Origin of the sequence: Streptomyces sp. KPB2 (genome assembly GCF_003950055.1) — a bacterium.
Lineage (GTDB): Bacteria > Actinomycetota > Actinomycetes > Streptomycetales > Streptomycetaceae > Streptomyces > Streptomyces salinarius.
Map to the genome: position 1 here is coordinate 3,700,089 of NZ_CP034353.1, position 25,714 is coordinate 3,725,802.

The 25,714-nt window shown below is 71.7% G+C and carries 23 protein-coding genes; 10 read left to right on the top strand and 13 right to left on the bottom strand.

Annotated elements, in window-relative coordinates; all coding sequences use genetic code 11:
- The first annotated feature begins 27 nt into the window (after nt 1-27).
- Both cseB and cseC read left to right on the top strand, forming a co-directional pair.
- Nucleotides 28-732 (top strand): two-component system response regulator CseB, encoded by a 705-nt coding sequence (gene cseB, locus D1J63_RS16310; RefSeq protein WP_102930763.1) that lies wholly within the window; start codon nt 28-30, stop codon nt 730-732.
- 16 nt (nt 733-748) lie between these two features.
- Nucleotides 749-2,347 (top strand): two-component system sensor histidine kinase CseC, encoded by a 1,599-nt coding sequence (gene cseC / locus D1J63_RS16315; protein ID WP_125629513.1) that lies wholly within the window; start codon nt 749-751, stop codon nt 2,345-2,347.
- Nucleotides 2,348-2,365: 18 nt separating this feature from the next.
- Here the strand turns inward: cseC and D1J63_RS16320 are convergent, their stop codons facing one another.
- The 4 genes from D1J63_RS16320 to D1J63_RS16335 all read right to left on the bottom strand — a co-directional run bounded on the left by D1J63_RS16320 (nt 2,366) and on the right by D1J63_RS16335 (nt 4,732).
- On the bottom strand, nt 2,366-3,199 hold the full coding sequence (locus D1J63_RS16320; protein WP_125629515.1) for an aminoglycoside phosphotransferase family protein: 834 nt from the start codon (nt 3,197-3,199) through the stop codon (nt 2,366-2,368).
- A 99-nt stretch (nt 3,200-3,298) separates the two neighbouring features.
- On the bottom strand, nt 3,299-3,745 hold the full coding sequence (locus D1J63_RS16325; RefSeq protein ID WP_125629517.1) for a VOC family protein: 447 nt from the start codon (nt 3,743-3,745) through the stop codon (nt 3,299-3,301).
- Nucleotides 3,746-3,815: 70 nt separating this feature from the next.
- On the bottom strand, nt 3,816-4,226 hold the full coding sequence (locus D1J63_RS16330; RefSeq protein WP_125629519.1) for a helix-turn-helix transcriptional regulator: 411 nt from the start codon (nt 4,224-4,226) through the stop codon (nt 3,816-3,818).
- A 53-nt stretch (nt 4,227-4,279) separates the two neighbouring features.
- Complete coding sequence (locus D1J63_RS16335) at nt 4,280-4,732, bottom strand: Lrp/AsnC family transcriptional regulator (RefSeq protein WP_102930767.1); 453 nt, start codon at nt 4,730-4,732, stop codon at nt 4,280-4,282.
- Nucleotides 4,733-4,849: 117 nt separating this feature from the next.
- On the opposite strand from D1J63_RS16335, the gene D1J63_RS16340 reads away from it, so the two are divergent.
- A complete protein-coding gene (locus D1J63_RS16340) occupies nt 4,850-5,461 on the top strand; it encodes a LysE family translocator (RefSeq protein ID WP_125635504.1) in 612 nt (203 codons plus the stop codon).
- 9 nt (nt 5,462-5,470) lie between these two features.
- Here D1J63_RS16340 and D1J63_RS16345 read toward each other — a convergent pair whose 3' ends face one another.
- Nucleotides 5,471-5,734 (bottom strand): DUF397 domain-containing protein, encoded by a 264-nt coding sequence (locus tag D1J63_RS16345; RefSeq protein ID WP_125629521.1) that lies wholly within the window; start codon nt 5,732-5,734, stop codon nt 5,471-5,473.
- Complete coding sequence (locus tag D1J63_RS16350; protein ID WP_125629524.1) at nt 5,700-6,542, bottom strand: helix-turn-helix transcriptional regulator; 843 nt, start codon at nt 6,540-6,542, stop codon at nt 5,700-5,702. Before D1J63_RS16350 ends, D1J63_RS16345 begins: the two co-directional genes overlap by 35 nt.
- A gap of 167 nt (nt 6,543-6,709) precedes the next feature.
- Between D1J63_RS16350 and D1J63_RS16355 the strand changes: the two genes are divergently transcribed.
- Nucleotides 6,710-7,087 (top strand): ATP-binding protein, encoded by a 378-nt coding sequence (locus D1J63_RS16355; protein ID WP_125635506.1) that lies wholly within the window; start codon nt 6,710-6,712, stop codon nt 7,085-7,087.
- A 9-nt stretch (nt 7,088-7,096) separates the two neighbouring features.
- Here the strand turns inward: D1J63_RS16355 and D1J63_RS16360 are convergent, their stop codons facing one another.
- Entirely contained in the window at nt 7,097-7,615 is a 519-nt protein-coding gene (locus tag D1J63_RS16360) for a hypothetical protein (RefSeq protein ID WP_206436773.1), read from the bottom strand.
- Between the two features lie 126 nt (nt 7,616-7,741).
- Nucleotides 7,742-9,343 (bottom strand): MDR family MFS transporter, encoded by a 1,602-nt coding sequence (locus D1J63_RS16365; protein ID WP_125629526.1) that lies wholly within the window; start codon nt 9,341-9,343, stop codon nt 7,742-7,744.
- Nucleotides 9,344-9,489: 146 nt separating this feature from the next.
- Here D1J63_RS16365 and D1J63_RS16370 point away from each other — a divergent pair, with 146 nt between their 5' ends.
- The gene (locus tag D1J63_RS16370) at nt 9,490-10,101 is read left to right on the top strand and encodes a TetR/AcrR family transcriptional regulator (protein WP_176154392.1); all 612 of its coding nucleotides are present in this window, start codon (nt 9,490-9,492) and stop codon (nt 10,099-10,101) included.
- On the opposite strand, the gene D1J63_RS16375 is transcribed toward D1J63_RS16370, so the two are convergent.
- Nucleotides 10,098-10,784 (bottom strand): M23 family metallopeptidase, encoded by a 687-nt coding sequence (locus D1J63_RS16375; RefSeq protein ID WP_125629528.1) that lies wholly within the window; start codon nt 10,782-10,784, stop codon nt 10,098-10,100. The genes D1J63_RS16370 and D1J63_RS16375 overlap by 4 nt on opposite strands.
- Before the next feature lie 398 nt (nt 10,785-11,182).
- On the opposite strand from D1J63_RS16375, the gene D1J63_RS16380 reads away from it, so the two are divergent.
- From D1J63_RS16380 to D1J63_RS16395, 4 genes are all read left to right on the top strand, one after another.
- The gene (locus D1J63_RS16380; protein WP_125629530.1) at nt 11,183-13,768 is read left to right on the top strand and encodes an NACHT domain-containing protein; all 2,586 of its coding nucleotides are present in this window, start codon (nt 11,183-11,185) and stop codon (nt 13,766-13,768) included.
- Between the two features lie 9 nt (nt 13,769-13,777).
- Entirely contained in the window at nt 13,778-16,369 is a 2,592-nt protein-coding gene (locus tag D1J63_RS16385) for an NACHT domain-containing protein (protein ID WP_125629532.1), read from the top strand.
- A 152-nt stretch (nt 16,370-16,521) separates the two neighbouring features.
- The gene (locus D1J63_RS16390; RefSeq protein ID WP_102927350.1) at nt 16,522-17,169 is read left to right on the top strand and encodes an HAD family acid phosphatase; all 648 of its coding nucleotides are present in this window, start codon (nt 16,522-16,524) and stop codon (nt 17,167-17,169) included.
- 40 nt (nt 17,170-17,209) lie between these two features.
- Nucleotides 17,210-20,254 carry an NACHT domain-containing protein gene (locus tag D1J63_RS16395; protein WP_125629534.1) on the top strand — a complete coding sequence of 1,015 codons (3,045 nt, stop codon included), beginning with the start codon at nt 17,210-17,212 and terminating at the stop codon, nt 20,252-20,254.
- A gap of 72 nt (nt 20,255-20,326) precedes the next feature.
- Here the strand turns inward: D1J63_RS16395 and D1J63_RS16400 are convergent, their stop codons facing one another.
- Nucleotides 20,327-22,855, bottom strand: a complete 2,529-nt coding sequence (locus tag D1J63_RS16400) for an ATP-dependent Clp protease ATP-binding subunit (RefSeq protein WP_061443276.1) — start codon at nt 22,853-22,855, stop codon at nt 20,327-20,329.
- Nucleotides 22,856-23,285: 430 nt separating this feature from the next.
- Here D1J63_RS16400 and D1J63_RS16410 point away from each other — a divergent pair, with 430 nt between their 5' ends.
- A complete protein-coding gene (locus D1J63_RS16410; protein WP_125629536.1) occupies nt 23,286-24,029 on the top strand; it encodes an SCO3374 family protein in 744 nt (247 codons plus the stop codon).
- Here D1J63_RS16410 and D1J63_RS16415 read toward each other — a convergent pair whose 3' ends face one another.
- The 3 genes from D1J63_RS16415 to D1J63_RS16425 all read right to left on the bottom strand — a co-directional run bounded on the left by D1J63_RS16415 (nt 24,030) and on the right by D1J63_RS16425 (nt 25,618).
- Entirely contained in the window at nt 24,030-24,365 is a 336-nt protein-coding gene (locus tag D1J63_RS16415) for an Lsr2 family protein (protein ID WP_003975458.1), read from the bottom strand.
- Nucleotides 24,366-24,625: 260 nt separating this feature from the next.
- Complete coding sequence (locus D1J63_RS16420) at nt 24,626-25,135, bottom strand: amino-acid N-acetyltransferase (protein WP_030404798.1); 510 nt, start codon at nt 25,133-25,135, stop codon at nt 24,626-24,628.
- Nucleotides 25,136-25,144: 9 nt separating this feature from the next.
- A complete protein-coding gene (locus tag D1J63_RS16425; protein WP_241235571.1) occupies nt 25,145-25,618 on the bottom strand; it encodes a BlaI/MecI/CopY family transcriptional regulator in 474 nt (157 codons plus the stop codon).
- Nucleotides 25,619-25,714 lie beyond the last annotated feature (96 nt).

A 25,714-nucleotide genomic window follows, 5' to 3' on the forward strand; every position in this document is an offset into this window, starting at 1 on the left:
CACACCCTGAGGACTGAGAGCACCGGGATGGCAGACCAGACCCACGTCCTGTTCGTCGAGGACGACGACGTCATCCGCGAGGCCACCCAGCTCGCCCTGGAGCGGGACGGCTTCGCGGTCACCGCGATGCCCGACGGACTCTCGGGCCTGGAGTCCTTCCGGGCCGACCGTCCCGACATCGCCCTCCTCGACGTCATGCTCCCCGGCCTCGACGGCGTCAGCCTGTGCCGCCGCATCCGGGACGAGTCCACGGTGCCGGTGATCATGCTGTCGGCGCGGGCGGACTCCATCGATGTGGTGCTCGGCCTGGAGGCCGGCGCCGACGACTACGTGACCAAGCCGTTCGACGGGGCCGTCCTGGTCGCCCGGATCCGGGCGGTGCTGCGCCGCTTCGGGCACGCCGGGGGCGACGGCCGGACGGAGCCGGGCGGCGCCGCCGGGACGGGGGGCGTGCTCACCTTCGGCGACCTCGAAGTGGACACCGACGGCATGGAGGTGCGCCGGGCCGGGCGGCCGGTGGCGCTGACCCCGACCGAGATGCGGCTGCTGCTGGAGTTCTCCTCGGCGCCGGGCACCGTGCTCTCGCGCGACAAGCTGCTGGAACGCGTGTGGGACTACGGCTGGGGCGGGGACACCCGGGTCGTCGACGTCCATGTGCAGCGACTGCGCACCAAGATCGGCCAGGACCGGATCGAGACGGTCCGCGGCTTCGGCTACAAGTTGAAGGCCTGAGCGGGGATACAGGGACATGCGGGGGTTCTTCCGACGACACCGGGCCGACGCGCCACCGGGGCAGCAGCCGTACGACCGCGCCGCGCCGGGCGGGCAGGCGGGACCGGGCGAGCGCACGGCGCCGTCCGTACGGCCGGGCGGCCGTACGCACGTGCTCAGCTCGGGCGGCGCCGACGAAGGCGACCTGCGTCCGCGGGGTTCCGGTGCCCGCGGGCTCCTTGCCGGGGGGCTCCGTGCCCGCGGCATCCGCACCGGGCTGCGCTGGAAGCTGAGCGCGGCCATCGCGCTGGTCGGCGCGCTGGTGGCGATCGTGCTCAGCCTGGTCGTGCACAACGCGGCCCGGGTGTCGATGCTCGACAACGCCCGCGACCTCGCCGACGACCGAGTCCTGATCGCCCAGCGCAACTACGAGCTGTCCGGCCGGCAGAACTTCCCCAACGCCCAGATCGACGACCCCGACCTGCCGCCGGAGCTGCGCCGCAAGGTCGAGGCGGGGCGGCGGGCCACGTACGTCTCCGAGCAGGCGAACGGCGTGACGGACATCTGGGCGGCCGTCCCGCTCAAGGACGGGCACGTGATGTCGCTGCACTCGGGTTTCACCGACCGCAGCGCGGACATCCTCGGCGACCTGGACCAGGCCCTGGTCATCGGCTCGATCGCGGTCGTGCTGGGCGGCAGCGCGCTCGGTGTGCTCATCGGCGGTCAGCTCTCGCGCCGGCTGCGCAAGGCCGCGGCCGCGGCGAACCGGGTCGCGGGCGGCGAGGCCGACGTCCGGGTGCGGGACGCCATCGGCGGTGTCGTACGGGACGAGACGGACGACGTCGCGCGTGCCGTGGACGCGATGGCGGACGCGTTGCAGCAGCGGATCGAGGCCGAGCGCCGGGTCACCGCGGACATCGCGCACGAGCTGCGCACCCCGGTGACCGGTCTGCTCACGGCCGCCGAGCTGCTGCCGCCGGGCCGGCCGACCGAGTTGGTCCTCGACCGGGCGAAGGCGATGCGCACGCTCGTCGAGGACGTCCTGGAGGTGGCCCGGCTCGACGGCGCCTCGGAGCGGGCCGAGTTGCAGGACATCATGCTCGGCCACTTCGTCTCCCGCCGGGTCGCCGCCAAGGACCCGTCCGTCGAGGTGCGGGTGATCCACGAGTCGGAGGTCACGACCGACCCGCGCCGTCTGGAGCGCGTGCTGTTCAACCTGCTCGCCAACGCCGCCCGGCACGGCCGCGCGCCGGTCGAGGTCAGCGTCGAGGGCCGGGTGATCCGGGTCCGCGACCACGGGCCGGGCTTCCCCGAGGACCTGCTGGCCGAGGGCCCGAGCCGGTTCCGCACCGGCAGCACGGACCGGGCGGGCCGCGGACACGGCCTCGGCCTGACCATCGCGGCCGGTCAGGCCCGGGTCCTGGGCGCCCGCCTCACCTTCCGCAACGTCCGCCCGGCCGGTGCCCCCGCCCACGTACCGGCCGAGGGCGCGGTCGCCGTCCTGTGGCTCCCGGAACACGCACCGACCAACACGGGGAGCTACCCGATGCTGCCGGAGCGGACGGGCGGCGGGGCGACGTCGTCCGGGGCGTCGTCGTCCGGGGAGACCTCCCGGGAGTCGTCCCGGAATCGGTGACCGTCCCCGGCTCGGCGCTCAGGTCCGCCCGAGTGCGGCCCGGACACGGTGGAGCCCCTCCACCCTCCAGTGCTCCCGGTCGGGCATCTGGTCGTCCCGGCGCCAGCGCCAGGCGGAGAACAGCGCCCAGTTCAGCGCGCGGCACCGGTGGACCAGCTCCGGATCGGCACCCGCGTAGTGCTCCGCCGCTTCCTCGGGCCCGTGGGCGAGGTCGAACTCGACCGGCCCGCGGCAGCACGTGGCGAGGTCCACGAAGAGCGGGCCCCTGTGCGTGTTCAGGAGGTTCCCCGGGTGCGGCTCACCGTGCAGCAACTGGTCGCGCGCCCCGTCGGCACTGATCCCGGCGCTCAGACCGCGGAGCGTGTCGTGGAGGAATTCCCGGTCCGCGTAGGACAGTTCGGGTGACCGCTCCCGGTCGTCCACCCCTGCCAGCGCCACGGCCACCCGGTCGGTGAAGTGCGGTGCGTCCAGGTCGATCCGGCGCAGTGCGGCATGGTGGAGCTGGAGCGCGTGCGCGTAGTCGGCCGGTGCGATCTCCACTCCCAGCGGTTCGTAGTAGGTCCAGAGCGAGACGGCGAAGCCGTCCCGCGCACGGACCCGGGGGTCGGACCGGGGGTCGAGCACGGCCACCGGAGCGCCGACGTCGGTGAGCCGGCGGGCGACCTCGACCTCGAACGCGGACTCGGCGGACTGCCCTCCGGGCGCGACCCGGGCCAGGACGTCGGCGGGGAGCAGGCGCAGGACCACCCGGTCCGAGTCGTGGACGACGTCGACGTCGTCGGCCCGCAGGCCCAGCTCCGAGACGACGGCCCGGGCCGCCTCGACCGCGCGGCGGAGTCCTTCTGGCTGCACGCCGTCCTCCTCCATGGAAACCGGTCGCCCATGATCCCGGCACGGGGGCATTGAGGCGAGGGGTTTTCGGTCCGGCGCGTGCCGTCGGGGACGCCGGTGTCAGCAGGCGAAGTCCTGGTCCATGTCGAGGCCGCCCTCGCGGGGCTGCGTGAAGGAGAACCAGTTGCCGGAGTCGTCGCGGAAGAGGGCCTCCGTGCCGTACGGGCGTTCCTGGGGCTCCTGGAGGAACTCGACGCCGCGGTCCTTGAGCTTCTTGTAGTCGCCGTGGATGTCGTCGGTGGTCAGGACACCGGCGCCGAGGGCGCCCTTGGCCACCAGCTTCTTGATCATTTCCGCGGACTCGGGGTCCATCGCGGGGCCGTTCGGGAGCATCAGCGTCAGCTCGACGTCGGGCTGGTTCGGGGAGCCGACGGTGAGCCAGCGCATGCCTCCCTCGCCCATGGTCATGTCGGTGCGGACCTCCAGGCCCAGCTTCTGGGTGTAGAACTCCTTGGCCCGGTCCTGGTCGAGGACCCAGACGGTCGAGATGGCGAGACCCTTGATCATGGCGTGCTCCTGTGTTTCCGCGGTTCCGCGACGGTTTCCGCTTGCTCTGTCACGGTAGGCAGCGGCGGCGTCACTCCGCTTCTCCGGAATTGCGGCGCACCCCGCCCGCCCAGTGCATGACGTAACACCCCGGGACGAGGGCGGTGCCCCGGCCCACGTGCTTGGCCCGGTACTCGCTCGGGGTCAGACCGGTGCGGGCCTTGAACCGGGTGGAGAAGGTGCCCAGGCTGCTGAAGCCGACCAGGTGGCAGATCTCGGTGACGGTCAGGTTGGCGGTGCGCAGCATGTCCTCGGCGCGCTCGATGCGGCGGCGGGTGAGGTACTGGCCGGGTGTCTCGCCGTACGTCTCCTTGAAGGCGCGCAGGAAGTGATAGCGGGAGTACCCCGCGTGCGCGGCCACCGCGTCCAGATCGAGCGCCGGGTCGGCCCAGTCACGGTCCATGGCGTCCTTCGCCAGCCGCAACTGACGCAGCTTGTCCATACGCCGATGGTGGCACCCGGCACTGACATCGGCCGGACTCCGGACGCCGGACGTCACAGGGGCAGGGGGCGGGCCTCGACCAGGTTGGCCATGACGAGGGTGGAGCTGAGGCGCTGGACGCCGGGGAGGGAGGCCAGGCGGTCGTCGTAGAGGCGCCGGTAGGCCTCAAGGTCGCGGGTGACGACGCGCAGGAGGTAGTCGGGGTCGCCGAAGAGCCGCTGGGCCTGCACGACGTGGGGGATCTCGGCGACGGCCTCCTCGAAGGCGGCGACGGTCTGGCGGTCCTCGTAGCGCATGGTGACGAAGACCAGCGCCTCGAAGCCCAGCCCGAGCGCGGGCGCGTTCAGGGTCGCGTGGTAGCCGGTGATCGCCCCGGAGCGTTCCAGGGCACGCAGGCGCCGGTGGCAGGGGGAGACGCTGAGCCGGACCCGCTCGGCGAGCTCGGTCAGCGTCAGCCGGCCGTCCTTTTGTAGCTCGGCAAGGATCTTCCGGTCCACGTCGTCCATAGGTGAAATCTTTCCACGGCCGGGAGCCTGACGGGGAAATCTTGGAACCACCTTCCGGGCATTCTTCCCTAATCTGCCTACGAGAGCCGGAAGAAGGGTGAGGTGGAGACGGTGGAGATGGCCGGCGTCGGGGCGTTCTGGTCGGTGTCCTTCCTGCTGGTGCTCGTCCCGGGAGCGGACTGGGCCTACGCGATCACGGCGGGGCTGCGCCACCGGACGGTGCTGCCCGCGATCGGCGGGCTGCTGGGCGGGTACGTCGTGCTGACCGCCGTGGTCGCCGCAGGCCTCGCGACCGCGGTCGCCGGTTCACCGACGGTGCTGACCCTGCTGACGGCCGCCGGTGCGGCGTACCTGGTCTGGCTCGGCGTCACGACCCTGGCCCACCCCGCCGCGCCCCGGGCCGGGGACGGTGACGAGGGCACCGGCTCGTGGATGGGGCGGGCGGCCAGAGGGGCGGGCATCAGCGGCCTCAACCCCAAGGCGCTGCTGCTGTTCCTCGCCCTCCTGCCGCAGTTCGCCGCGCGGGACGCCGACTGGCCCTTCGCCGCGCAGATCGTCGCCCTCGGCCTGGTGCACACGGCCAACTGCGCCGTGGTCTACACGGGCGTCGGCACCACGGCCCGCCGCATCCTGGGCGCCCGCCCGGCCGTCGCCACGGCGGTGTCCCGCGTCTCGGGCGCGGCGATGATCCTCGTCGGCGCCCTGCTGCTGGCGGAGCGGCTGGTCTAGGCGGTGCGGCTACCGCAGGCCGTCGACGAAGGCCTGCCAGGCGCCGGCGCCCACGGTGACGACGGGGCCGGACGGGTTCTTGCTGTCCCGCACGGGGACGGCACCGGCGGGGCAGTTGTCGGCGACCTCTACGCAATCACCGCCGGTGTTTCCGCTGTACGAGGACGTGCGCCAAGCGGCGCCGCCACTGACGGTGCACTCCACGCAGTCGCCTCCGTTGGGACCGCTGTAGCTGGACTTACGCCACTGGGTCTCGCTCGGTCCGGTCTTCATAGCGTTCCTCCATCACGCGGGCGACGAGCGCCGCCGAGTCCTTCACGGAGAGGGCGGCCGCTTGCAAGTGAGCGTAATTGAGATTGGCCTCTTTGATGGTCTCCGGATTGGCCGTCATGTGGCCGGACATCATGTCCTCTGTGTAGAAGACATCCGGGTGGTCATCGAAGCGCAGGATGTTGAACGCCCCGGCGAGGCCCGGGTGTTCGCCGCTGGACAGGGGCAGCACCTGGAGACGCAGCCAGCGGTGGCCGGCGAACTTCAACAGGTGCCCCAGTTGCCGCCTCATCACGTCCACGCCGCCAACCGGCCGGTGAAGTACGGCCTCGTCCAGGATCACCAAGGCCAGGGGCGGCTTCTCCCAGTCGAGGATGCGCTGGCGTTCCATGCGAGCAGCCAGCAAGCTCTCCAGTTGCCCGGGCCTGCCCGTGGCCAGCACCGCCCGCGCGTACTCCTCCGTCTGCAACAGCCCGTAGACCAACTGCGCCTGGTACGTCGAGATGTACGCCGCCTTCGCCTCCATCTCCGCGTACGGCTGGAACCACGTGGGGAGTTGGCTGCGCAGCACCAGGCCGATCAGCCGCGAGAACAGACCGTCCGTGCCCAGCGCGGCGTCCACCCGCTCGGAGAAGTCCCGCGTCGGGACCTTCTTCGTGGTCTCGATCTGGCCGATCAGCGAGCCGGTGCAGAAGATGATGTCGCCGAGCTGGCCCTGCTTGAGGCCGTGGGCCTCGCGCTGGCGGCGCAGCTCCCAGCCGTAGTAGTCGAGCGGGGACGCGGTCGGGTCGAGGGACTGGATGTTGGCCACTGCGGCACCTCACTCCGGGACTCCGGGGACTGCGGGCGGCAACGCCTCGCGACGTTCGTTCCTGTGCGTAGTCGAGCGTACGCACCGCGTCGCAGCCTTGTGGTGTGAATCACGCAACCGGTCCGCGGGCGGCGGACGTTGAGAGCCGGTACCACGCCGAGTTCGCCATGGGCGCGCACTCGGCCCGCCATCTGCGCCGTGTGCTGCGGCTGTACCTCGTGCGCTCCGGGCTGCCGGACGTGGCCGACGCCGCCGAGCTGGCGCTCACGGAGCTGGTCGCCAACGTCGTACGGCACGTGCCCGGCCGTCGGGGGCGCGTGTGCTTCCTGCTCCGGCCGGGCGGCGTACGGGTGGAGGTCGCCGACGGCTGCCCGGAACCGCCCGTGCCCGGGACCGCCGACGCGCTGGGCGAGGGCGGGCGCGGGCTCCTGATCGTCGCGGCGGTGACCGACCGGTGGGGTGTCACGCCGTACCCGGACGGGCGGGGCAAGACGGTGTGGTTCGAGTGCGTCGGCAAGGGGGACGTGTCGGCGTCGCGTCCGTGACCGGCCCCCTCAGCCGGCCGCGTGCCGGGTGGCGACGCGGCGTACCTCCTGGGCCGCGCCCGGCGGTTCCAGGAGCATGTGACCGGCCTCGCGGCCCTCGTGGTGGACGCGCAGGCGCGGGCCGTCGACGAGGACGCGCAGCTCCGGCCACGGGTGGCGCCACAGCAGTGCGGAGCGCTCCCACAGTTGGAGGCCGCGGCTGGTCACCACCAGTTGGTACTGCGGGCCCTCGTGCGCCGCGGGCGGCGTGTGTTCGCGGTACGGGGGCCGGACGGTGTAGGTGCCGAGGACCTGCTCCCCCGGCTCCAGGGCTTCACGGCGTACGGCGCGGCGCCGGCTGATTCTCACTCCGGCCCAGCCGGCGAGCCCGGCGGTCAGCGCGGCCGGTCCGGCGATCGCCCACCACGGCAACGCGGCCTCGACGCCCGCCAGGACGACCGCGCCGACCGGGAGGACCGCGGTTGCGGCGGCGCCGGTCAGCGCCGAGCGCCGCCGGGATCCGGTCCTGCCGTTCTCGTCCCTGCTCATGCCCTGCGCCCTCCCTCGCTCCCCCCGGAGCCTCGCGGTTCAGCCTATGCCGTACGAGGAAGGCCCCCGGGTGGCCGAAGCCGCCCGGAGGCCTGGTGAGGGGGAGACGGCGGGCCGCCGCCGAGGTCAGACGGCCTCGGTCACCGGTGTCTTCGCCGAGGCCGGGTCGTCGTCGCCGTCGGCCGGGGCCTCGGCCGGCTTCGGTCCGGCGCCCTTCAGCGGGACCTCCTTCACGAACACCGCCGCGACCAGGGCGAGGACCGCCACCACCGCGCCGAGCAGGAACGCACCGTGGGTGCCCGCGGACACCGCGTGCTGGTAGGCGTCGCGGATCGCCGCCGGCAGGGCCTTCAGCGCCTCCGCGGTCAGGGTCGCCGACTGCTCCGTCGCCTGGGAGCCGCCCGCCGGCGCGCGCTCGGCCATGACGTCCTGGACCCGGTTGTTGAACAGCGCGCCCATGATCGCGACGCCGAAGGAGGAGCCGAGGGTACGGAAGAGGGTGGTGGAGGAGGACGCGACGCCCATGTCCTTCATCTCCACGCTGTTCTGCGCCACCAGCATGGTGATCTGCATCAGGCAGCCCATGCCGAGACCGACGACGGCCATGTACAGGCCGGAGGTGAAGCGGGTGGTGTCGGTGTCCATGGTCGACAGCAGGAACAGGCCGACCGTCATCAGCGCGCCGCCCGCGACCGGGAAGATCTTGTAGCGGCCGGTGCTGGTGGTGACCCGGCCCGCGACCATCGACGTGACCAGCATCGCGCCCAGCATGGGCAGGAGCAGCAGACCCGAGTTGGTGGCGGACGCGCCCTGCACCGACTGCTGGTACAGCGGCAGGAAGAGGGTGGCGCCGAACATCACGAAGCCGACGATGAAGCCGATGACCGACATCAGCGTGAAGTTGCGGCTGCGGAAGATGTGCAGCGGCAGGATGGGCTCCGCGGCCCTGGTCTGCCAGAACACGAACCCGATCAGCGCGGCGACGCCGATGCCGATCAGCTCCATGATCCGCGCGGAGGTCCAGGCGTACTCGGTGCCGCCCCAGGTGGTGACGAGCACGATGGCGGTGATGCCGACGGTCAGCAGCGCCGCGCCCAGGTAGTCGATCCGGGCCTCGCTGCGCTTCTTCGGCAGGTGCAGCACGGCACTGATCGCGATCAGCGCGATCACGCCGAGCGGGATGTTGATGTAGAAGGACCAGCGCCAGCCCCAGTTGTCGGTGATGGTGCCGCCGACCAGCGGTCCGCCGATCATCGAGAGCGCCATGACACCGGCGATCATGCCCTGGTACTTGCCGCGCTCCCGGGGCGGTATGAGGTCACCGATGATCGCCATGACGCCGACCATCAGACCACCGGCGCCCAGCCCCTGGATCGCGCGGAAGCCGATGAGCTGGCCCATGTCCTGGGCCATGCCGCTGAGCGCCGAGCCGGCCAGGAAGATCACGATCGACGTCATGAACGAGCCCTTGCGCCCGTACATGTCGCCGAGCTTGCCCCACAGCGGGGTGGAGGCCGCGGTGGCGAGGGTGTAGGCGGTGACGACCCAGGAGAGGTGTTCCAGTCCGCCCAGTTCGCCCACGATCGTCGGCATCGCGGTGCCGATGATCATGTTGTCGAGCATCGCGAGCATCATCGCGATCATGAGGGCGAGCAGGACGACCCGCACGCTCCTCGGCTGTTTCACGGCACCGGCGTCGCCGGTCGCCGCCTCCGTCTTGTCCGCCATCTCTCCTACTCCCCCAGCTACCGCTGCACCACTCGCACTTACTTGCCGCCCGGCAAGTTGTCTACACTGGGAAAGGTAGGCGCGTAACTAGCCGGGCGTCAAGTAAGTTTTTCGGAAAGTGCGCGGGGCAGGAGGTGCGTAGGAGGATGGGCGGCACAATGAACGGCACCAAGCAGCAGCGACGCCGCGGGGACACCCGCCAGCGCATCCAGGACGTGGCGCTCGAGCTCTTCGCGGAGCAGGGGTACGAGAAGACCTCCCTGCGCGAGATCGCCGAGCGTCTGGACGTGACCAAGGCCGCGCTCTACTACCACTTCAAGACCAAGGAAGAGATCCTCGTCAGCATCTTCGAGGATCTCTCACGGCCCTTGGAGGACCTGATCGAGTGGGGGCGGGAGCAGCCGCACACCCTGGAGACGAAGCAGGAGATCGTCCGCGGCTACAGCGAGGCACTGGCCGGCGCGGCGCCGCTGTTCCGCTTCATGCAGGAGAACCAGGCGACGGTGCGGGACCTGCGCATCGGCGAGCTGTTCAAGACCAGGATGTTCGGTCTGCGCGACATCCTCATGGATCCCGAGGCGGACCTGGTCGACCAGGTCCGCTGCATCAGCGCGCTGTTCACGCTGCACGCCGGGATGTTCGTGCTCCGGGACCTCGAAGGCGACCCCGAGGAACAGCGTGCTGCCGTTCTCGAGGTCGCCACCGATCTGATCACCCAGGCCCACCGGGGAGCCGAGGGGACCCAGTCCCGCTCTTAGACGGTCACGCCCTTGGCCTTCAGGAAGGCGACCGGGTCGACGGCCGAGCCGTAGTTCGGCGTCGTGCGGATCTCGAAGTGCAGGTGCGGACCGCTGGAGTTGCCGGTGTTGCCGGACTTGGCGATCGACTGGCCGGTCTTCACGACCTGGCCGATCTTCACGTTGATCTTGGACAGGTGCGCGTACTGGGAGTACGTGCCGTTGCCGTGCTTGATGACGATGGCGTTGCCGTAGGCGGGGCCGTCACCGGCGCCGTTGCCGCCGGCCTTGACGACGGTGCCGCCGTGGGTGGCGACCACGTTGGTGCCGATCGGCACGGCGAAGTCCTGGCCGCTGTGCTTGTGCGCCCACATGCCGCCGTTCTGGGCGAAGCTGGCGCTCAGCGTGTACTTCTTGACCGGGTCGACCCAGGAGGCGGCCTTCTTCTTGGTGGCCGTCTTCTTGGCGGTCGTGGTCTTCTTGGCGCTCGCGGCGGCCTTCTCGGCCTTCGCCGCCTTGGCCTGCGCCGCTGCCTGGGCCTCTACGGCGCTCGCGGCGGCGTTGGTGCTGGTGGCCGCCGTGGTGCCGGTGGCGGCCGCGACCCCGGCTCCCAGTGCGACCGAGGCTCCGAGGCCGGCGGCCATCACCGCGGCGCGGGTGCGGATGGTCGTACGGGAAGAACGGGACGTGACACGCGGGAACATTCGAACCTCATGGGGACGGGTGCAGAGGAATGCCCACCGGCGGGACGCACAAGGCGCTCACCGGGCGGGCTCAACCTTGGTAACCCGGGGACCCCGAACCGCACAAAGGTGTGACCTACGACCGTATTTAGTACTTCGGTCCGAAACTTCCTGACCCATGCCAGAGCCGTCATTCTGGACAAAACCAGGTCAGACGCCCGGAAAACCCCCCTCCCTCCGCTCCGGTATGTCCGTTTTCGTAGTTCTTGCGGCTGCCACTATTCCCCGTAGTACAGGGCAATCGGCCTGTGCGGCACATCACCGGCGGCCATGATCGAAGGGGCGGTGAATGTGACCGGGGCTACTCCCGTCCCGGTTAACCCGCCCCCCGTACAAGGGCGTTCACCTAGGCTCGGAGCATGGTCGACGTCACAGCACTCGGGGCCCGTGTCGCCTCCAGCGCGGTCACGCCGCTCGTCCGTCGGCTCTTCGTGCGGGACGGGCCGGGAGCGGGGCTCGTGGACCGGCCGGTGCGGATATCGGCGCTGGTGTCCTTCCGGGGCGAGAAGCGGACCGTCACGCCCAAGGACGTCGAGAAGATCGCCGGTGAGCTGGTCCGCAGGGCGCTGAGCGCGGCCGGACCCGGCGAGGAGCCCGTGGACGCCGCCGAGGCCGCGGCCGTCAAGGACGCCCTGGCCCGCACCCTCGCCCGGCTCGGCGAGATCACCGTCGAGGACTACGAGGCCGTCGGGCTCGGCCCCGAGCGCTTCGCGCGCGAGCTGAGCGCGGGCGTGCCGCTGGCCCCGTACGGGCTGAGCGAGGGCGGCACGCTGCTGTACGAGCGGCTGCTGCGCACCGCCTCGCTGCACATCCTGAACTTCCTCACCCAGCGCTCCACCTACGTCGCCCGCCGGCAGACCGACCAGACGCAGCAGCTGGCCCGGCTGGTCCGGGCCGTCGACGTGCTGCTGGAGCGGCTGCCGTCCCAGTCGGCCGAGGACGCCGGGTTCGAGGAGCGTTACGCGGACCACATCGCCGCCCGCTACGGCAGCCTCACCATCTACGGGCTGGACGCCGGGACCCGGGAGTGGCCGCTGGACACGGCCTATCTGAGCCTGGAGGCGACCCGGCCCCGGGCGGGGCGGGACGGGCGCCGAGGACCGGAGTACGGGGCGGTGGCCGCCGAGCAGGTGCTCGCCGGGCACGACCAGGTGTTCCTGCGCGGCGTCGCCGGGTCCGGCAAGACGACCCTCGTGCAGTGGCTCGCGGTCACGGCCGCGAGCCGGGTCTACGACCACGGGCTGTCCCACCTCATCGGGCGGGTCCCGTTCGTGCTGCCGATGCGCCGGATCGTGCGGCCGGGGGCGGAGCTGCCCTTCCCCGGCGACTTCCTGCGCGCGGTCGGCTGTCCCGTCGCCGGGGAGCAGCCGCCGGGGTGGGTGGAGCGCGTGCTGCGGGCCCGGCGCGGGGTGCTGCTGGTCGACGGCATCGACGAGATCGCCGGGGACCGCCGGGCCGCCGCCCGGCGCTGGCTGCGCGAGCTGGTGCGGGCCTTCCCGGGAAACCTGTGGCTGGTCACCTCGCGGCCGTCGGCCGTACCGGAGGAGTGGCTGGCCGCCGAGGGCTTCGACGAGCGCGTGCTCGCACGGATGTCCCGGGACGGCGTCACCACCTTCGTACGACGGTGGCACCGGGCGGCCGGGGCACCGGAGGAGGTCGGCGAGTCGCTGCTGGAGGCCGTGCGGACCACGTCCGAGCTGAACCGCCTGGCCACCAACCCGCTCATGTGCGGCATGCTGTGCGCCCTGCACCGCGACCGGCGCGGCTTCCTGCCCCAGGACCGCAGGTCCCTGTACGAGGCCGCCCTGACCATGCTCCTGGAGCGCCGGGACCGGGAGCGGGAACTGCACGGCCCCGACGGAACGCGGCTGCCCTACGCGGTCCAGGTGCAGCTGCTGCAGAAGCTGGCGTGGTGGCTGATCCGCAACGGCCGCCAGGAGATGGACCGGACCGAGGCCCTGCGGATCGTCGGCCGTGCGCTGCCCGCGCTCAGTCTGGCGGCCGACAGCGAAGAGGAGACCTACCACGCCCTGCTGCTGCGTTCCGGGCTGCTGCGCGAACCTGCCGAGGGCCGGGTGGACTTCCTGCACCGCACCTTCCAGGACTACCTCGGCGCCCGGCTGGCCGTCGAGGAGATGGACTTCGACCTGCTGGTCGACCACGCGGGCAGGGACGACTGGGAGGACGTCATCCTGCTGGCCCTCGCGCACGCCCGCCCGAAGGAGGCGGAGTACCTGATGCGCAGGCTGACGGAACCGGGCGACCCCCGCCGCGCACTGCTGGCGGCGGCCGGGCTGCGGTACGCGGCGGAAGTCGCCCCTCAGGTGCGCAAACGGGTGGAGGACGGGCTGGTGGCGCACGTGCCGCCGGTGTCCTTCGACGCGGCACGTGAGGTGGCGCGCGCCGGGGGCGATCTCGTGCTGGGCCTGCTGCCGGGCCCCGAGGAGGTGGATCACCGCACGGCAGCCCGCGTGGTGTACACGGCGGTCAGTGTGGGCAGCGAGGCGGCGCTGCAGTTCCTGCGCCGTTTCCGCGGTCATCCCGGCTCCGGCGTACAGCAGTCCCTCGCCGCCGCCTGGCACCTGTTCGACCGTGACCGGTACGCCCGCGAGATCCTCGCCCACCTGCCCCGGCAGTGGTCCGTCGACGTGTCCTCGGTGGAGGACCTGCGCGCGCTGCGCGCGCTCGGCGGCTGGGAGCACATCCACGTCCGCGGCGCGTACCGCGTCGAGGACCTGACCGCCCTGATCGTGGCCGAGCGCCTCGCCCGGCTGACGCTGGACGCCGCGCATCCGGTGGAAGGGCTGGCCTGGCTCTCCGCCTTCCCGGGCCTGCGCACCGTCACCGTGCTGGCCGACACCGACCCGTCCGTGGCCCGGCAGGTGCCGGACGGAGTGCGGGTCCAGATCTCCGCAACCGACCAGTCCTCACGACACCGGGGGTAAGCCGTATCCATGGATCCCGCCGTCCGCACGCCCTCCCGTCTCGCCGCCCCCCTCGTCCACCGGCTCTTCCGCGACCCCGTCCGGCCGCCGGTGTTCTCCGAACCGGTCCCCGGCTTCGTCAGCTGGCGGGGCGCGAAGGCCACGGCCACCCCCGACGACGTCCACCGCACCGCCGCCGACCTGGTCCACCTCGCCGCCGAGCGGCATGCCGCGCCCACCGCCGAACTCGCCCCGGTCGTCGACGTCCTGGCCCGCACGCTGCTCGCGATCGCCGAGGTCGACGTCACCGACGCCGACGCCGTACGGCTGGGGCCGCAGGACTACGCGCGGCGGCTGCGGGGCGCCGTGCAGGGCGCGGACCGGGAACTGTCGCCGGACGCCGCCTGGTTCCACGACGCGCTGCTGGTGTCGGTGTGCCTGCACGTCCTGCACCACCTGGTGCGGCGCTCCGCCTATCTCCAGCGGCAGTTGCCGGGGCGGGCCAGCCGGATCGCCCAGCTGGTCGACCAGGGCGACGCCGAGGCGGCGGCACGACAGGCCGAACGGCCCGAGGAGGACGTGGCGTTCGAGGCCGAATACGTCCAGTGGGTGGCCCGGCGGTACGGCTGGCTGACCATCGTCGGCGTGGACTTCCCCAACGCGCCCGACCGTTGGCCGCTGGAGGAGACCTATCTGAGCCTGGAGGCGGAGGAGCGCAGCGGCGGCGTGGGCGGCGCCGAGGACGAACAGCGCACCGTGCTGCTCGCGGACCGGGCGCTGGAGGACCACGAACGGGTCCTGCTGCGCGGCGGCGCCGGCTCGGGCAAGACGACCCTGGTGCAGTGGCTGGCCGTGGCCGCCGCCCGGGAGGGCTCCCGCATCCCCTTCGTGCTGCCCGTACGCCGCTTCGCCCGCGAGGGCTTCCCGGCCCCGGACGACTTCCTGCACGCGGTCCGGCACCCGCTCGCCGACCGGGCGCCGGAGGGGTGGGTGGTGCGCACCCTGCTCGCCGGGCGGGCGCTGCTGCTGGTCGACGGCATCGACGAGGCGCCGGAGAAGACGCGGGGCGAGTTGCGCGACCGGCTGCGGCGGCTGCTGCGCGTCTTCTCGGGCAACGGCTGCCTGGTCACCTCCCGGCCGTCCGCCGTCTCCGACGGCTGGCTGTCGGGGGGCGGGCTGGCCGAGGAGGACTTCGTCGAGCTGTCTCTGGCGCCGATGTCGCGGGACCAGGTGACGCGGTTCGTCCGGGACTGGCACTCGGCGGCCCGCCTGGACGAGCAGAGCCGGCCCCAGGGGCCCCAGGGACGGGAACGGGAGCGGGAACGAAGAACGCTGGACGAGTACGAGCAGCGGCTGCTGCACTCCGTACGGATCTACCGCGAGCTGCGCCAGCTCGCCACCAACCCCCTGATGTGCGGCCTGATATGCGCCCTGAACCGCGACCGTGCGGGCTCCCTGCCCAGCGGCCGCAAGGAGCTGTACGACGCCGCCCTGGAGATGCTGCTCCAGCGCCGCGACCCCGAGCGGGACGTGCTGTACGCCGACGACGTGCGGCTCCAGCAGAGCACCCGCGAGCGGCTGTTGCAGAAGCTGGCCCACGCCATGCTGGAGGAGGACGCCTCCGAGCTGACCCGCGAACGGGCGGTCGCCATCCTGGACGCCGCGCTGCCCGCGATGCCCGCGGCCCGCGCCCAGGGGGACGGCGCGACGATCTTCCGGCACCTGCTGCACCGCACGGGTCTGCTGCGCGAACGGTCGGGCGAGTCGGTCGACTTCGTCCACCGCACCTTCCAGGACTACCTGGCCGCCAAGGAGATCGTGGCGCGCGGCCGGTTCCCGACGCTGGTGGACCATGCCCACCAGTCCGAGTGGGAGGAGGTCATCCGCATGGCCGCCGCCCACGCCCGGCCCGAGGAGTGCGCCCAGTTCCTGGAACGGCTGCTGGCACCCGCGCCCGGACTGCGCCGCCCGCAGATCAACCACCGGCGGCTGATGGCCGCGGCCTGCCTGGACCACGTCACCGAACTCGACCCGGCCGTCCAGCGGCTCGTCCACGACCGCACGAAGAACCTGGTGCGCCCGACGACGGAGCTGGCCGCCCGGGGGCTCGGCTGGGTCGGCCCCATCGTCCTCGAACTGCTGCCCGATCCGGGCCAGGTGCCCGACGACCGGCAGGCGCATCTGCTCGCCTGCACCGCGACCCGCGTCCAGGACGACGCCGCCATCGACTACCTGGCCCGGCTGCGCTCCCGTGCGGCGCTGGCGGTCCGCACCGAACTGGCGCGGGGCTGGCGACACTTCGACACCGAGCGGTACGCCCAGGAGATCATCGCCCACCTGGACCCGGACGGCCTCTACTTCCCGGTCGCCGACACCGCCGAGCTGGCCGCGCTGCGCGAGCTGGGCGGGCGGCCGCGCATCCAGGTGGCCGGGGTGATGCGGGCCGAGGAGCTGCTGGCGGGACTGCTCCCCGACCAGGTGACCCACCTGTGGCTCAACGCGGAGCTGCCCGACACGGACGTCTCCTGGCTCTCCGGGCTCCCCCGGCTGCGGGTGCTGCGGGTCAACCCCCGGCTGCCGCGGGTGCGGAACGTGCCGGACGGGGTGGAGATCACGGCGTAACCGCAGGCCGGGCGAATGACTACTGCTCAGTAACCCAATCGTTGCCGTCCGGCCACTTGCCGGGGCGAGCATGCACGCGACAACTTTGTGCCGTCAGGCACCCGTTCTGTGCCGTCAGGCATCCGCGCAGGCATGAGAGGACCCCACCCCCCATGACCGACCAGACCGGACAGACCAGACCTCTGTGGTGGCGTGCCACGGGCACGGCCGCCGTCGTCGTCGCGGCGCTCACCGCCACGGTCACGCCGTCCGTCGCCGCCCCGGCCGAAACGCCGCGCGCGTCGGTGGCGACGGCCGCCGCGGCCGACGTCGACTACGACACCTGGCAGCGCGACTGCCGGGCCGTGATGGACGCGGCGCTGCCGTACCTGAAGGAGCGCATCGCCGACGCCGGCCCCGGCGAGAAGCAGGCGATCGTCCTCGACATCGACAACACCTCCCTGGAGACCGACTTCGGCTTCAGCTACCCCCAGCCCGCCAACCGGCCGGTGCTGGAGGCCGCCCGGTACGCCCAGGAGCACGGCGTCGCCCTGTTCTTCGTGACCGCCCGCCCGGGCATCATCGAGGCGCCCACCGAGTGGAACCTCGCCCACGCCGGGTACGAGTCGTCCGGGCTGTACGTCCGCGGGTTCCTCGACCTGTTCAAGGACGTCGCCGAGTACAAGACGGAACAGCGCGCGGAGATCGAGTCGAAGGGCTACACGATCATCGCGAACATCGGCAACAGCGCCACCGACCTGTCCGGCGGCCACGCCGAGAAGACCTTCAAGCTCCCGGACTACGACGGTCAGCTCTCCTGACGATCGTTATGCTCCCCTCGTCGACCGACCAGGGGGGCGTATGGAACCGGCGGTGCTCGGCGGGAAGTTGGCGTCCAGTCTGGTCGCCCCGCTGGTGAAGAAGCTGTTCGTGACGGGCGGCCCCGGTGCCGGGCTGGTCGACCGGCCGGTCCGGCTGGCCCGCCTGGTGTCCTTCCGGGGCGAGCAGCGCACGCTGGGCGCGAGGGAGGTGCGGGGGCTCGCCGGGAAGCTGGTGGCGGACTCCCTGGACTCCCCCGGCGAGCCGCCCTTCCCGCGCGACGAGAGCGAGGCCGTCGGCGACGCCCTGGCGGCGCGGCTGCTCGCCCTGGGCGACCTGGACATGGACGACGTCCAGGCGGTGCGGCTGGGACACCGCGAACTGGCCGCCAGGCTGCGGCGACAGGCGTCCGACGCCGGGTCCGGTCTGTCCGCCGACGCGGGCCACTTCCTCGACTCGGCGACCGAGTGGGCCTGCCTGCACGTCCTGGAGTTCTTCACCCGCCGCTCCACGTTCGTCGCCCGCACCCTGGTGGCCCAGACCCGGGGCCAGGCCGAGCTGATCGCGAAGGTCGACGAGCTGATCACCCGCGTCCCCCGCCCGGACGCCCGGGACACGGCGTTCGAACGCCGCTACCTGCCGTACGTCGCCGAGCAGCACAACCGCATCACCATCTACGGCATCGACCTGCGCGACTCCCCGGACCGCTGGCCGCTGGAGGTCGCCTACCTGAGCCTGGAGGCGACCGCGGAGGACGAACACCCCGCGTTCCCCGGGGAGTACGACGAGCCGGAACGCACCGTCCGTCTCCCCGCCGAGTCCGCGCTGACCGCCCAGGGCCGGGTACTGCTGCGCGGCGACGCCGGTTCCGGCAAGACGACGCTGGTGCAGTGGCTGGCGGTGAGCGCCGCGCGGCACGGCGACCGGATCCCGTACGTGCTGCCGCTGCGCACCCTGATCCGTGCGGGCGCGCTGCCCTCCCCCGCCGCCTTCCTCACCGCCGTGGGCTGCCCGCTCACCCCGCCGGACGGCTGGGCGGAACGGGTGCTGAGCGCCGGCCGGGGCCTGGTCCTCGTCGACGGCCTGGACGAGGTCCCCGCCGCGGACCGCAACCGCACCCGCGACTGGCTCCTCGCCCTCATCCGCGCCTTCCCGGGCAACCGCTGGCTGCTCACCTCCCGCCCCACCGCCGTACGCGCCGACTGGCTGGCCGCCGAGGGCTTCCGGGAACTGGCCCTCGCCCCGATGCGCCGGGACGACGTGGCGACCTTCGTACGGCGCTGGCACGCGGCGGCCGAGGCCCCCGAGTTCGAGGCGCGGCTGCTGGACTCCCTGCGCACCAAGCGCGACCTGGCCCGGCTCGCCACCAACCCCCTGATGTGCGGACTGATCTGCGCCCTGCACCGGGAGCGCCGCGGCTACCTCCCCACCGGCCGCAAGGAGTTGTACGACGCCGCGCTCACGATGCTGCTGGCCCGCCGGGACCGGGAACGGGGCATGGAGACGGTGGAGCTGAGCGAGGAGGCGCAACTGGAGCTGCTGCAGCGGCTGGCGTACGCGCTGGTGCTGAGCGGGCGCACGGAGATGGCGGTGGACACGGCCGAGGGCATCGTGGAGCGCACCCTGCCGTCGGTGGCGTCGGCGGCGGGGCACGGCGACGCGGCGACGGTCCTGCGGGCGTTGGTTCTGCGCAGCGGGCTGTTGCGGCAGCCCGGCGAGGACGCGCTGGACTTCGTGCACCGCACCTTCCAGGACTACCTGGGCGCCCGGTACGCGGTCGAGGAGGGCCACCTCGACGTCCTCGACGGGCACGCGGGCGACACCCAGTGGGAGGACGTGATCCGCATGGCCGTCGCCCACGCCCGGCCCGGCGAGCGGGCGGTGCTGCTGCGGCGGCTGCTGGCGGCGGACGAGCCACGGCTCACGCTGCTGGCGCTGGCCTGCCTGGAGCACGCGACCGCGCTGGATCCCTCGGTGCGGGCGGAGGTGGAGGCGCGGGCGGGGGCGCTGATCCCGCCGGGGTCGACCCAGGACGCCAAGGCGCTGGCGGAGGCGGGGCCGTTGGTCCTGGAGCTGCTGCCGGGTCCGGAGGGACTGACGGAGGCGGAGGCGCACGGCGTGACGGTGACGGCCTCGCTGCTGGCGGAGCAGGAGCCGGGCGGGGCGCTCGCGGTGCTGCGCCGGTTCCGGGAGCACACGGCCCTCCAGGTGCGGCGGCAGCTCGTGGGGACATGGGACCGGTTCGACGCGCGGGAGTACGCGCTGGAGGTGCTGGACCACCTGGACCGCACGCGCCTGTACCTGAGTTGTACCACCCCGGCGCAGCGCGCCGCCCTGGCGGAGATGCGGCCCGGCCCCTGGGAACGCCTGGCCTTTCACGGCCCGCACGCGGTGTCCGAGATCCTCGGGGCCGTCGATCCGGACACCGTCAGGGCGCTCAGCCTCGTCGACAACCCGGAGGTGGGCGACCTGGCCGAACTGTCGGCCTTCCCCTTCCTGCGGAGTCTGTACCTCACCCGGTGCGACGCGGCCCGGGGGCTCGGCGGCCTCGCGGGCGTCCCGCTCGAGGAACTGCTGATCATCAAGGGGACGGCCGACCTGTCGGAACTGGCCGAGCTCGGGTCGCTCACCCTCCTGTCGCTCACGCCGCGGCTCCCGGGGCGCCGGCTGACGGACGCCGTTCCCCGGTCCGCGCCGCTCGAATTCCTCTACCTCGGGGGCGCGGCCGTGGATGGCACCGGGTTGCGCGGTCTGTCCCACTGGCGAAGCCTGCGACAGCTGAGCCTGGCCCCCGACGCCGCCCTCGACGCGGAGGACTGGGCGGAGATCACCCGGCTGCCCCGGCTGACGGAGCTGTTCCTGGACGCGTCGCTCTTCCCGGACCGGCTCGGCCCGATGCCGGTCCTCCCCGGTCTGCGCGAACTGAACCTGCCGGCCCTGGAGGGAGACGAGGACGTGTCGGCCGTCGCGGCCCGAGTGCCCGGCGTACGACGCGTCGTCCTCCAGACCGCTCCGGGTGCCCGCTTCGACCCCGCCCCCTACAGGGCGCTCTTCCCGGACGCCGAAGTGACCCTGGTCGAGCACTGACCCACCGCACGGCGAAGGGGCCGCCCGGGACCGAAGTCCCGGGCGGCCCCTTTCCTGGCTCACCCCGGAGGGCTACGCCTCCTTGCTCAGGTTCGGACCCGCGCCGCCCCCGGCCGCCTGCTCGATCGGCGGGACGTCGGGGAGGGCCGACTTCTCCTCACCCCGGAAGGTGAAGGTCTTGGCGTCGCCCTCGCCCTCGGTGTCCACGACCACGATGTGACCGGGACGCAGCTCGCCGAAGAGGATCTTCTCCGACAGCGTGTCCTCGACCTCGCGCTGGATCGTGCGGCGCAGCGGACGCGCGCCCAGCACCGGGTCGTAGCCCTTCTTGGACAGCAGCTCCTTGGCGGACTGGGAGAGCTCGATGCCCATGTCCCGGTCCTTGAGGCGCTCGTCCACCTTGTCGATCATCAGGTCGACGATCCGCAGGATGTCGTCCTGGCTGAGCTGCGGGAAGACGACCACGTCGTCGACACGGTTGAGGAACTCGGGCCGGAAGTGCTGCTTGAGCTCGTCCTGGACCTTGTTCTTCATGCGCTCGTAGTTGGTCTTCGTGTCACCCGCGGCGGCGAAGCCGAGGTTGAAGCCCTTGGAGATGTCCCGGGTGCCGAGGTTGGTCGTCATGATGATGACCGTGTTCTTGAAGTCCACGACCCGGCCCTGGGAGTCGGTCAGGCGACCGTCCTCCAGGATCTGCAGCAGCGAGTTGAAGATGTCCGGGTGGGCCTTCTCGACCTCGTCGAAGAGGACGACCGAGAACGGCTTGCGGCGGACCTTCTCCGTCAGCTGACCGCCCTCCTCGTAGCCCACGTAGCCGGGGGGCGAACCGAAGAGGCGCGAGACCGTGTGCTTCTCGCTGAACTCCGACATGTCGAGGGAGATCAGCGCGTCCTCGTCGCCGAAGAGGAACTCGGCGAGCGCCTTGGACAGCTCGGTCTTACCGACACCGGACGGACCGGCGAAGATGAACGAGCCACCGGGACGCTTCGGGTCCTTCAGGCCGGCACGGGTACGGCGGATCGCCTTGGACAGCGCCTTGACGGCGTCGACCTGGCCGATGACCCGCTTGTGGAGCTCGTCCTCCATGCGCAGCAGGCGGGACGACTCCTCCTCGGTGAGCTTGAAGACCGGGATGCCGGTCGCGGTCGCGAGGACCTCGGCGATCAGCTCGCCGTCGACCTCGGCGACGACGTCCATGTCGCCGGCCTTCCACTCCTTCTCGCGCTTGGCCTTGGCGGCCAGGAGCTGCTTCTCCTTGTCGCGCAGGGAGGCGGCCTTCTCGAAGTCCTGCGAGTCGATCGCGGACTCCTTGTCGCGGCGGACGCCGGCGATCTTCTCGTCGAACTCGCGCAGGTCCGGCGGCGCGGTCATCCGGCGGATGCGCATCCGGGAGCCGGCCTCGTCGATCAGGTCGATCGCCTTGTCCGGCAGGAAGCGGTCCGAGATGTAGCGGTCGGCGAGCGTCGCAGCCTGGACCAGGGCCTCGTCGGTGATGGAGACGCGGTGGTGCGCCTCGTACCGGTCGCGCAGGCCCTTGAGGATCTCGATCGTGTGCGGCAGCGACGGCTCCGCGACCTGGATCGGCTGGAAACGGCGCTCGAGGGCCGCGTCCTTCTCCAGGTGCTTGCGGTACTCGTCCAGCGTGGTCGCACCGATGGTCTGCAGCTCACCACGGGCCAGCATCGGCTTGAGGATGCTCGCGGCGTCGATGGCGCCCTCGGCGGCACCCGCACCGACCAGCGTGTGCAGCTCGTCGATGAACAGGATGATGTCGCCGCGGGTGCGGATCTCCTTGAGCACCTTCTTCAGGCGCTCCTCGAAGTCACCGCGGTAGCGGGAGCCGGCGACCAGGGCGCCGAGGTCCAGGGTGTAGAGGTGCTTGTCCTTGAGGGTCTCGGGCACCTCGCCCTTGACGATGGCCTGCGCGAGGCCCTCGACGACGGCGGTCTTGCCGACACCGGGCTCACCGATGAGCACCGGGTTGTTCTTCGTACGGCGGGACAGCACCTGCATGACCCGCTCGATCTCCTTCTCGCGCCCGATGACCGGGTCGAGCTTGGACTCACGAGCGGCCTGGGTGAGGTTCCGGCCGAACTGGTCGAGGACCAGGGACGTGGAAGGCGTGCCCTCCGCAGGACCGCCGGCGGTGGCGGTCTCCTTGCCCTGGTAGCCGGAGAGCAGCTGGATGACCTGCTGCCGCACCCGGTTCAGATCGGCGCCCAGCTTGACCAGGACCTGGGCGGCGACGCCCTCGCCCTCGCGGATCAGGCCGAGCAGGATGTGCTCCGTGCCGATGTAGTTGTGACCCAGCTGGAGGGCCTCGCGGAGCGACAGCTCCAGGACCTTCTTGGCACGGGGGGTGAAGGGGATGTGGCCGGACGGGGCCTGCTGGCCCTGGCCGATGATCTCCTCCACCTGCTGGCGGACCGCCTCGAGCGAAATCCCGAGGCTCTCAAGGGCCTTGGCGGCGACACCCTCACCCTCGTGGATCAGGCCCAGGAGGATGTGCTCGGTGCCGATGTAGTTGTGGTTGAGCATCCGGGCTTCTTCCTGAGCCAGGACGACAACCCGCCGCGCGCGGTCGGTGAACCTCTCGAACATCGTTAATCGCTCCTCAGAGCGGTCAGGCAGTGGGGGGAACTTCCCCTCCCTGTCCTTCCGCAGCTTAGTCCCGCAAGCGGGGACCGCTCATTCCAACTGCCGACACCGTCGATGGCCTCCTGACCCCTGACGCCGACATCTGCCACAACCCGATGGTGCGAGACGATGTTCCCGCAGGCCAGGCACTTACCCCACTCGCCAGTACGCCGATGGCGAACGCGAGACGGCCCGATCCGCAAGTCGCCCCCTCCCACTAGGGATGTCTTACCCGCGGGGACTGACACTCCATGCCGCGCGCACCGGTTCCCTCCGCTATGGGCGAACAACCTCGCGCCACCCCGCACCCCCGCACGCCCCCTCGTCCAGCACTCTGTGTTTCCGGTTCGACACCCAGCGTAACTCGCGGGCTCTCCGGACGGTTGCACTTGGCATGGTTGGCGCCTCGCACCCGGTCCCCGTCGCTCCCGCGTCCCCCGTTGTGCCGTCGCCCCGTCGGCCCACCGGGAACGGCGGCTCGGCATGGGAGCGGACGCGCTGCTGGTACGAGAGCGCGCTCGGCTGGCCGACGGCGCCCGGGGACCCGGTGCGGTTGCGCACGGGCGTGCGCTTCGACGTCCTCGACGTGCCGGCCGGCGCGGGGTACGCGACGCTGGAGCGGCTGGACCGGACGGAGCGGCTGGACCGGCTGAACCGGACGGATCGGCGGGATCGGTCGGTGTGCGCCGGTCCGGCCGGACGGGCCGACGGGGGTTCGCCGGCGCCGGGGTTTCCGGTGGCCGTCCGGGGCGGGCGGATGCTCCTGCTCGTGGCGGCGGGTGCCGCGGAGGAGCTGCCCGGGCTGTTGGAGTGGCTGGAGTGGGGTTCACTGGCGCTCGGCCTGACGGCGCTCGGTGCTGGCGGCACCATGGACGCGCCCCTTGCCCCGCCCGGCCCCGCCGGGCTGCCGCCGCGTCCCCCGGAGCGCGACGGCCTGCACGGAGCCGCCGTATGGCTGCGGCCCCCGGAGCCGGGACACGAGGTGGAGTCCTCGCTGCCGGCGCTGTCGGTCCCCGGACGTACCGGGACCGCCCTCGATCTCGCCCGGCTGGTCCACACGCTGGCCACGCAGTGCCACCGCTTCCGGCTCACCGCGAGCGGCCCGCCGCGGGCACGGCCCGTGGCGCGGGTCGGGTGATCAGCCGTTGGCCTGCTCGTACGCCTCACGGACCTTCGCGGGGACACGGCCGCGGTCGTTGACGTCCCAGCCGTTCTCCTTGGCCCAGGCGCGGATCGCCGCGGTGTCCTGGCTGCCACCGGAAGCGGCGCGCGCCTTGCCGCGGCCGCCCGAGGCACGGCCCCCGGTACGGCGGCCACCCTTCAGGTACGGGTCGAGAAGACCGCGGAGCTTGTCCGCGTTGGCGGTGGTGAGGTCGATCTCGTAGGTCTTGCCGTCCAGTGCGAACGTCACGGTCTCGTCTGCCTCGCCGCCGTCGAGGTCGTCGACAAGAAGGACCTGAACCTTCTGTGCCACCGGATTTCCTTTCATCGATAACTTGAGGGCCGGGGTCCGCCGGCGTCCGCCGTATCGCCGCCCCTTGTTATATGCAGTACTGCAGTACGCCGGAAAGCAAACCGCTTTTGCCGGAAAAACACAAACCCCCGGCGGAGACCGGTAGCCCGACTCCGGGCCGGAAACATGCGCGATTCGGACATAGGGAACCGATGATGGGTGCGTCGGTGGAATAAACCTCGAAGGACGGTGGGCCGCAGACGTCCGGGGCTCCCCGGCGATCACAGATGCAGAAGCATCCGGCTGTTGCCCAAGGTGTTCGGTTTCACTCGTTCGAGACCCAGGAACTCCGCAACGCCCTCGTCATAGGAACGCAGCAGCTCCGCGTACACATCGGTGTCGACGGGTGTCTCCCCGATCTCCACGAAGCCGTGCTTGCCGAAGAAGTCCACTTCGAAGGTCAGACAGAAAACGCGGCGAACACCGAGCCAGCGTGCCGTGTCCAGCAACTTCTCCAGCAGCTTGTGGCCGACGCCGGCGCCCTTCAGGCCGGGCTTCACCGCGAGAGTGCGCACTTCCGCGAGGTCTTCCCACATCACGTGCAGGGCGCCGCAGCCGACCACCTCGGCGTTGTCGTCGCGTTCCGCTACCCAGAACTCCTGGATGCTCTCGTAAAGCGTCACCATCGCTTTGTCGAGCAGGATGCGGTCACGGACGTAGGCGTCGAGCAGCCGGCGCACGTCCGGGACATCGCTGGTGCGGGCCCGCCGGACGCTGATGGCATTTGGCATGGGGGGACGCTATCGCTCGCCGCCGTCCGATGCCGCGCCGGGTCCCGGCGGCGGGGTTTCCGGTTCCGCCGTGGGCGTTTCCCGACCCTGTGCGGGGGTTTCCGGCGGCTGTGCGGGGGTTTCCGGTCCCTGCACGATGCGGATGGCGTCCCTGAGGGCCTGGCGCTGTTCCTCGCTCATCATGCCGAAGAAGGCGACGAGGGCCGCGGCGGGGTTGTCGCTCTGCGACCAGGCGTCGTTCATGAGGGCGGCGGCGTAGGCGGCGCGAGTGGAGACCGCCTCATATCGATAGGCCCGGCCTTCGGACTCGCGGCGCACCCAGCCCTTCTGATGGAGATTGTCCAAAACGGTCATCACGGTGGTGTACGCGATGGACCGTTCCTGTTGCAGGTCTTCCAGGACTTCCCGAACGGTCACGGGGCGGTTCCACTTCCACACCCTCGTCATGACCGCGTCTTCGAGTTCTCCCAATGGGCGAGGCACGCTTCGAACGATAGTGGGAGATCGGGACGACCGCGTGCCGGACGTGCGCTTTCGCAGGCGAAGGCGCGCAAAAGGGGCGTACGGCTCCGCGGGAGG

Coding starts and splice junctions, on each gene's coding strand:
- D1J63_RS16370 (WP_176154392.1), top strand. CDS start 9,490: ATGGGCGGCACAATGAACGGCACCAAGCAGCAGCGACGCCGCGGGGAC.
- D1J63_RS16400 (WP_061443276.1), bottom strand. CDS start 22,855: ATGTTCGAGAGGTTCACCGACCGCGCGCGGCGGGTTGTCGTCCTGGCT.
- D1J63_RS16380 (WP_125629530.1), top strand. CDS start 11,183: ATGGTCGACGTCACAGCACTCGGGGCCCGTGTCGCCTCCAGCGCGGTC.
- D1J63_RS16340 (WP_125635504.1), top strand. CDS start 4,850: ATGGCCGGCGTCGGGGCGTTCTGGTCGGTGTCCTTCCTGCTGGTGCTC.
- D1J63_RS16420 (WP_030404798.1), bottom strand. CDS start 25,135: ATGCCAAATGCCATCAGCGTCCGGCGGGCCCGCACCAGCGATGTCCCG.
- D1J63_RS16330 (WP_125629519.1), bottom strand. CDS start 4,226: ATGGACAAGCTGCGTCAGTTGCGGCTGGCGAAGGACGCCATGGACCGT.
- D1J63_RS16335 (WP_102930767.1), bottom strand. CDS start 4,732: ATGGACGACGTGGACCGGAAGATCCTTGCCGAGCTACAAAAGGACGGC.
- D1J63_RS16325 (WP_125629517.1), bottom strand. CDS start 3,745: ATGATCAAGGGTCTCGCCATCTCGACCGTCTGGGTCCTCGACCAGGAC.
- cseB (WP_102930763.1), top strand. CDS start 28: ATGGCAGACCAGACCCACGTCCTGTTCGTCGAGGACGACGACGTCATC.
- D1J63_RS16355 (WP_125635506.1), top strand. CDS start 6,710: ATGGGCGCGCACTCGGCCCGCCATCTGCGCCGTGTGCTGCGGCTGTAC.
- D1J63_RS16375 (WP_125629528.1), bottom strand. CDS start 10,784: ATGTTCCCGCGTGTCACGTCCCGTTCTTCCCGTACGACCATCCGCACC.
- cseC (WP_125629513.1), top strand. CDS start 749: ATGCGGGGGTTCTTCCGACGACACCGGGCCGACGCGCCACCGGGGCAG.
- D1J63_RS16390 (WP_102927350.1), top strand. CDS start 16,522: ATGACCGACCAGACCGGACAGACCAGACCTCTGTGGTGGCGTGCCACG.
- D1J63_RS16360 (WP_206436773.1), bottom strand. CDS start 7,615: ATGAGCAGGGACGAGAACGGCAGGACCGGATCCCGGCGGCGCTCGGCG.
- D1J63_RS16410 (WP_125629536.1), top strand. CDS start 23,286: ATGGTTGGCGCCTCGCACCCGGTCCCCGTCGCTCCCGCGTCCCCCGTT.
- D1J63_RS16365 (WP_125629526.1), bottom strand. CDS start 9,343: ATGGCGGACAAGACGGAGGCGGCGACCGGCGACGCCGGTGCCGTGAAA.
- D1J63_RS16395 (WP_125629534.1), top strand. CDS start 17,210: ATGGAACCGGCGGTGCTCGGCGGGAAGTTGGCGTCCAGTCTGGTCGCC.
- D1J63_RS16385 (WP_125629532.1), top strand. CDS start 13,778: ATGGATCCCGCCGTCCGCACGCCCTCCCGTCTCGCCGCCCCCCTCGTC.
- D1J63_RS16345 (WP_125629521.1), bottom strand. CDS start 5,734: ATGAAGACCGGACCGAGCGAGACCCAGTGGCGTAAGTCCAGCTACAGC.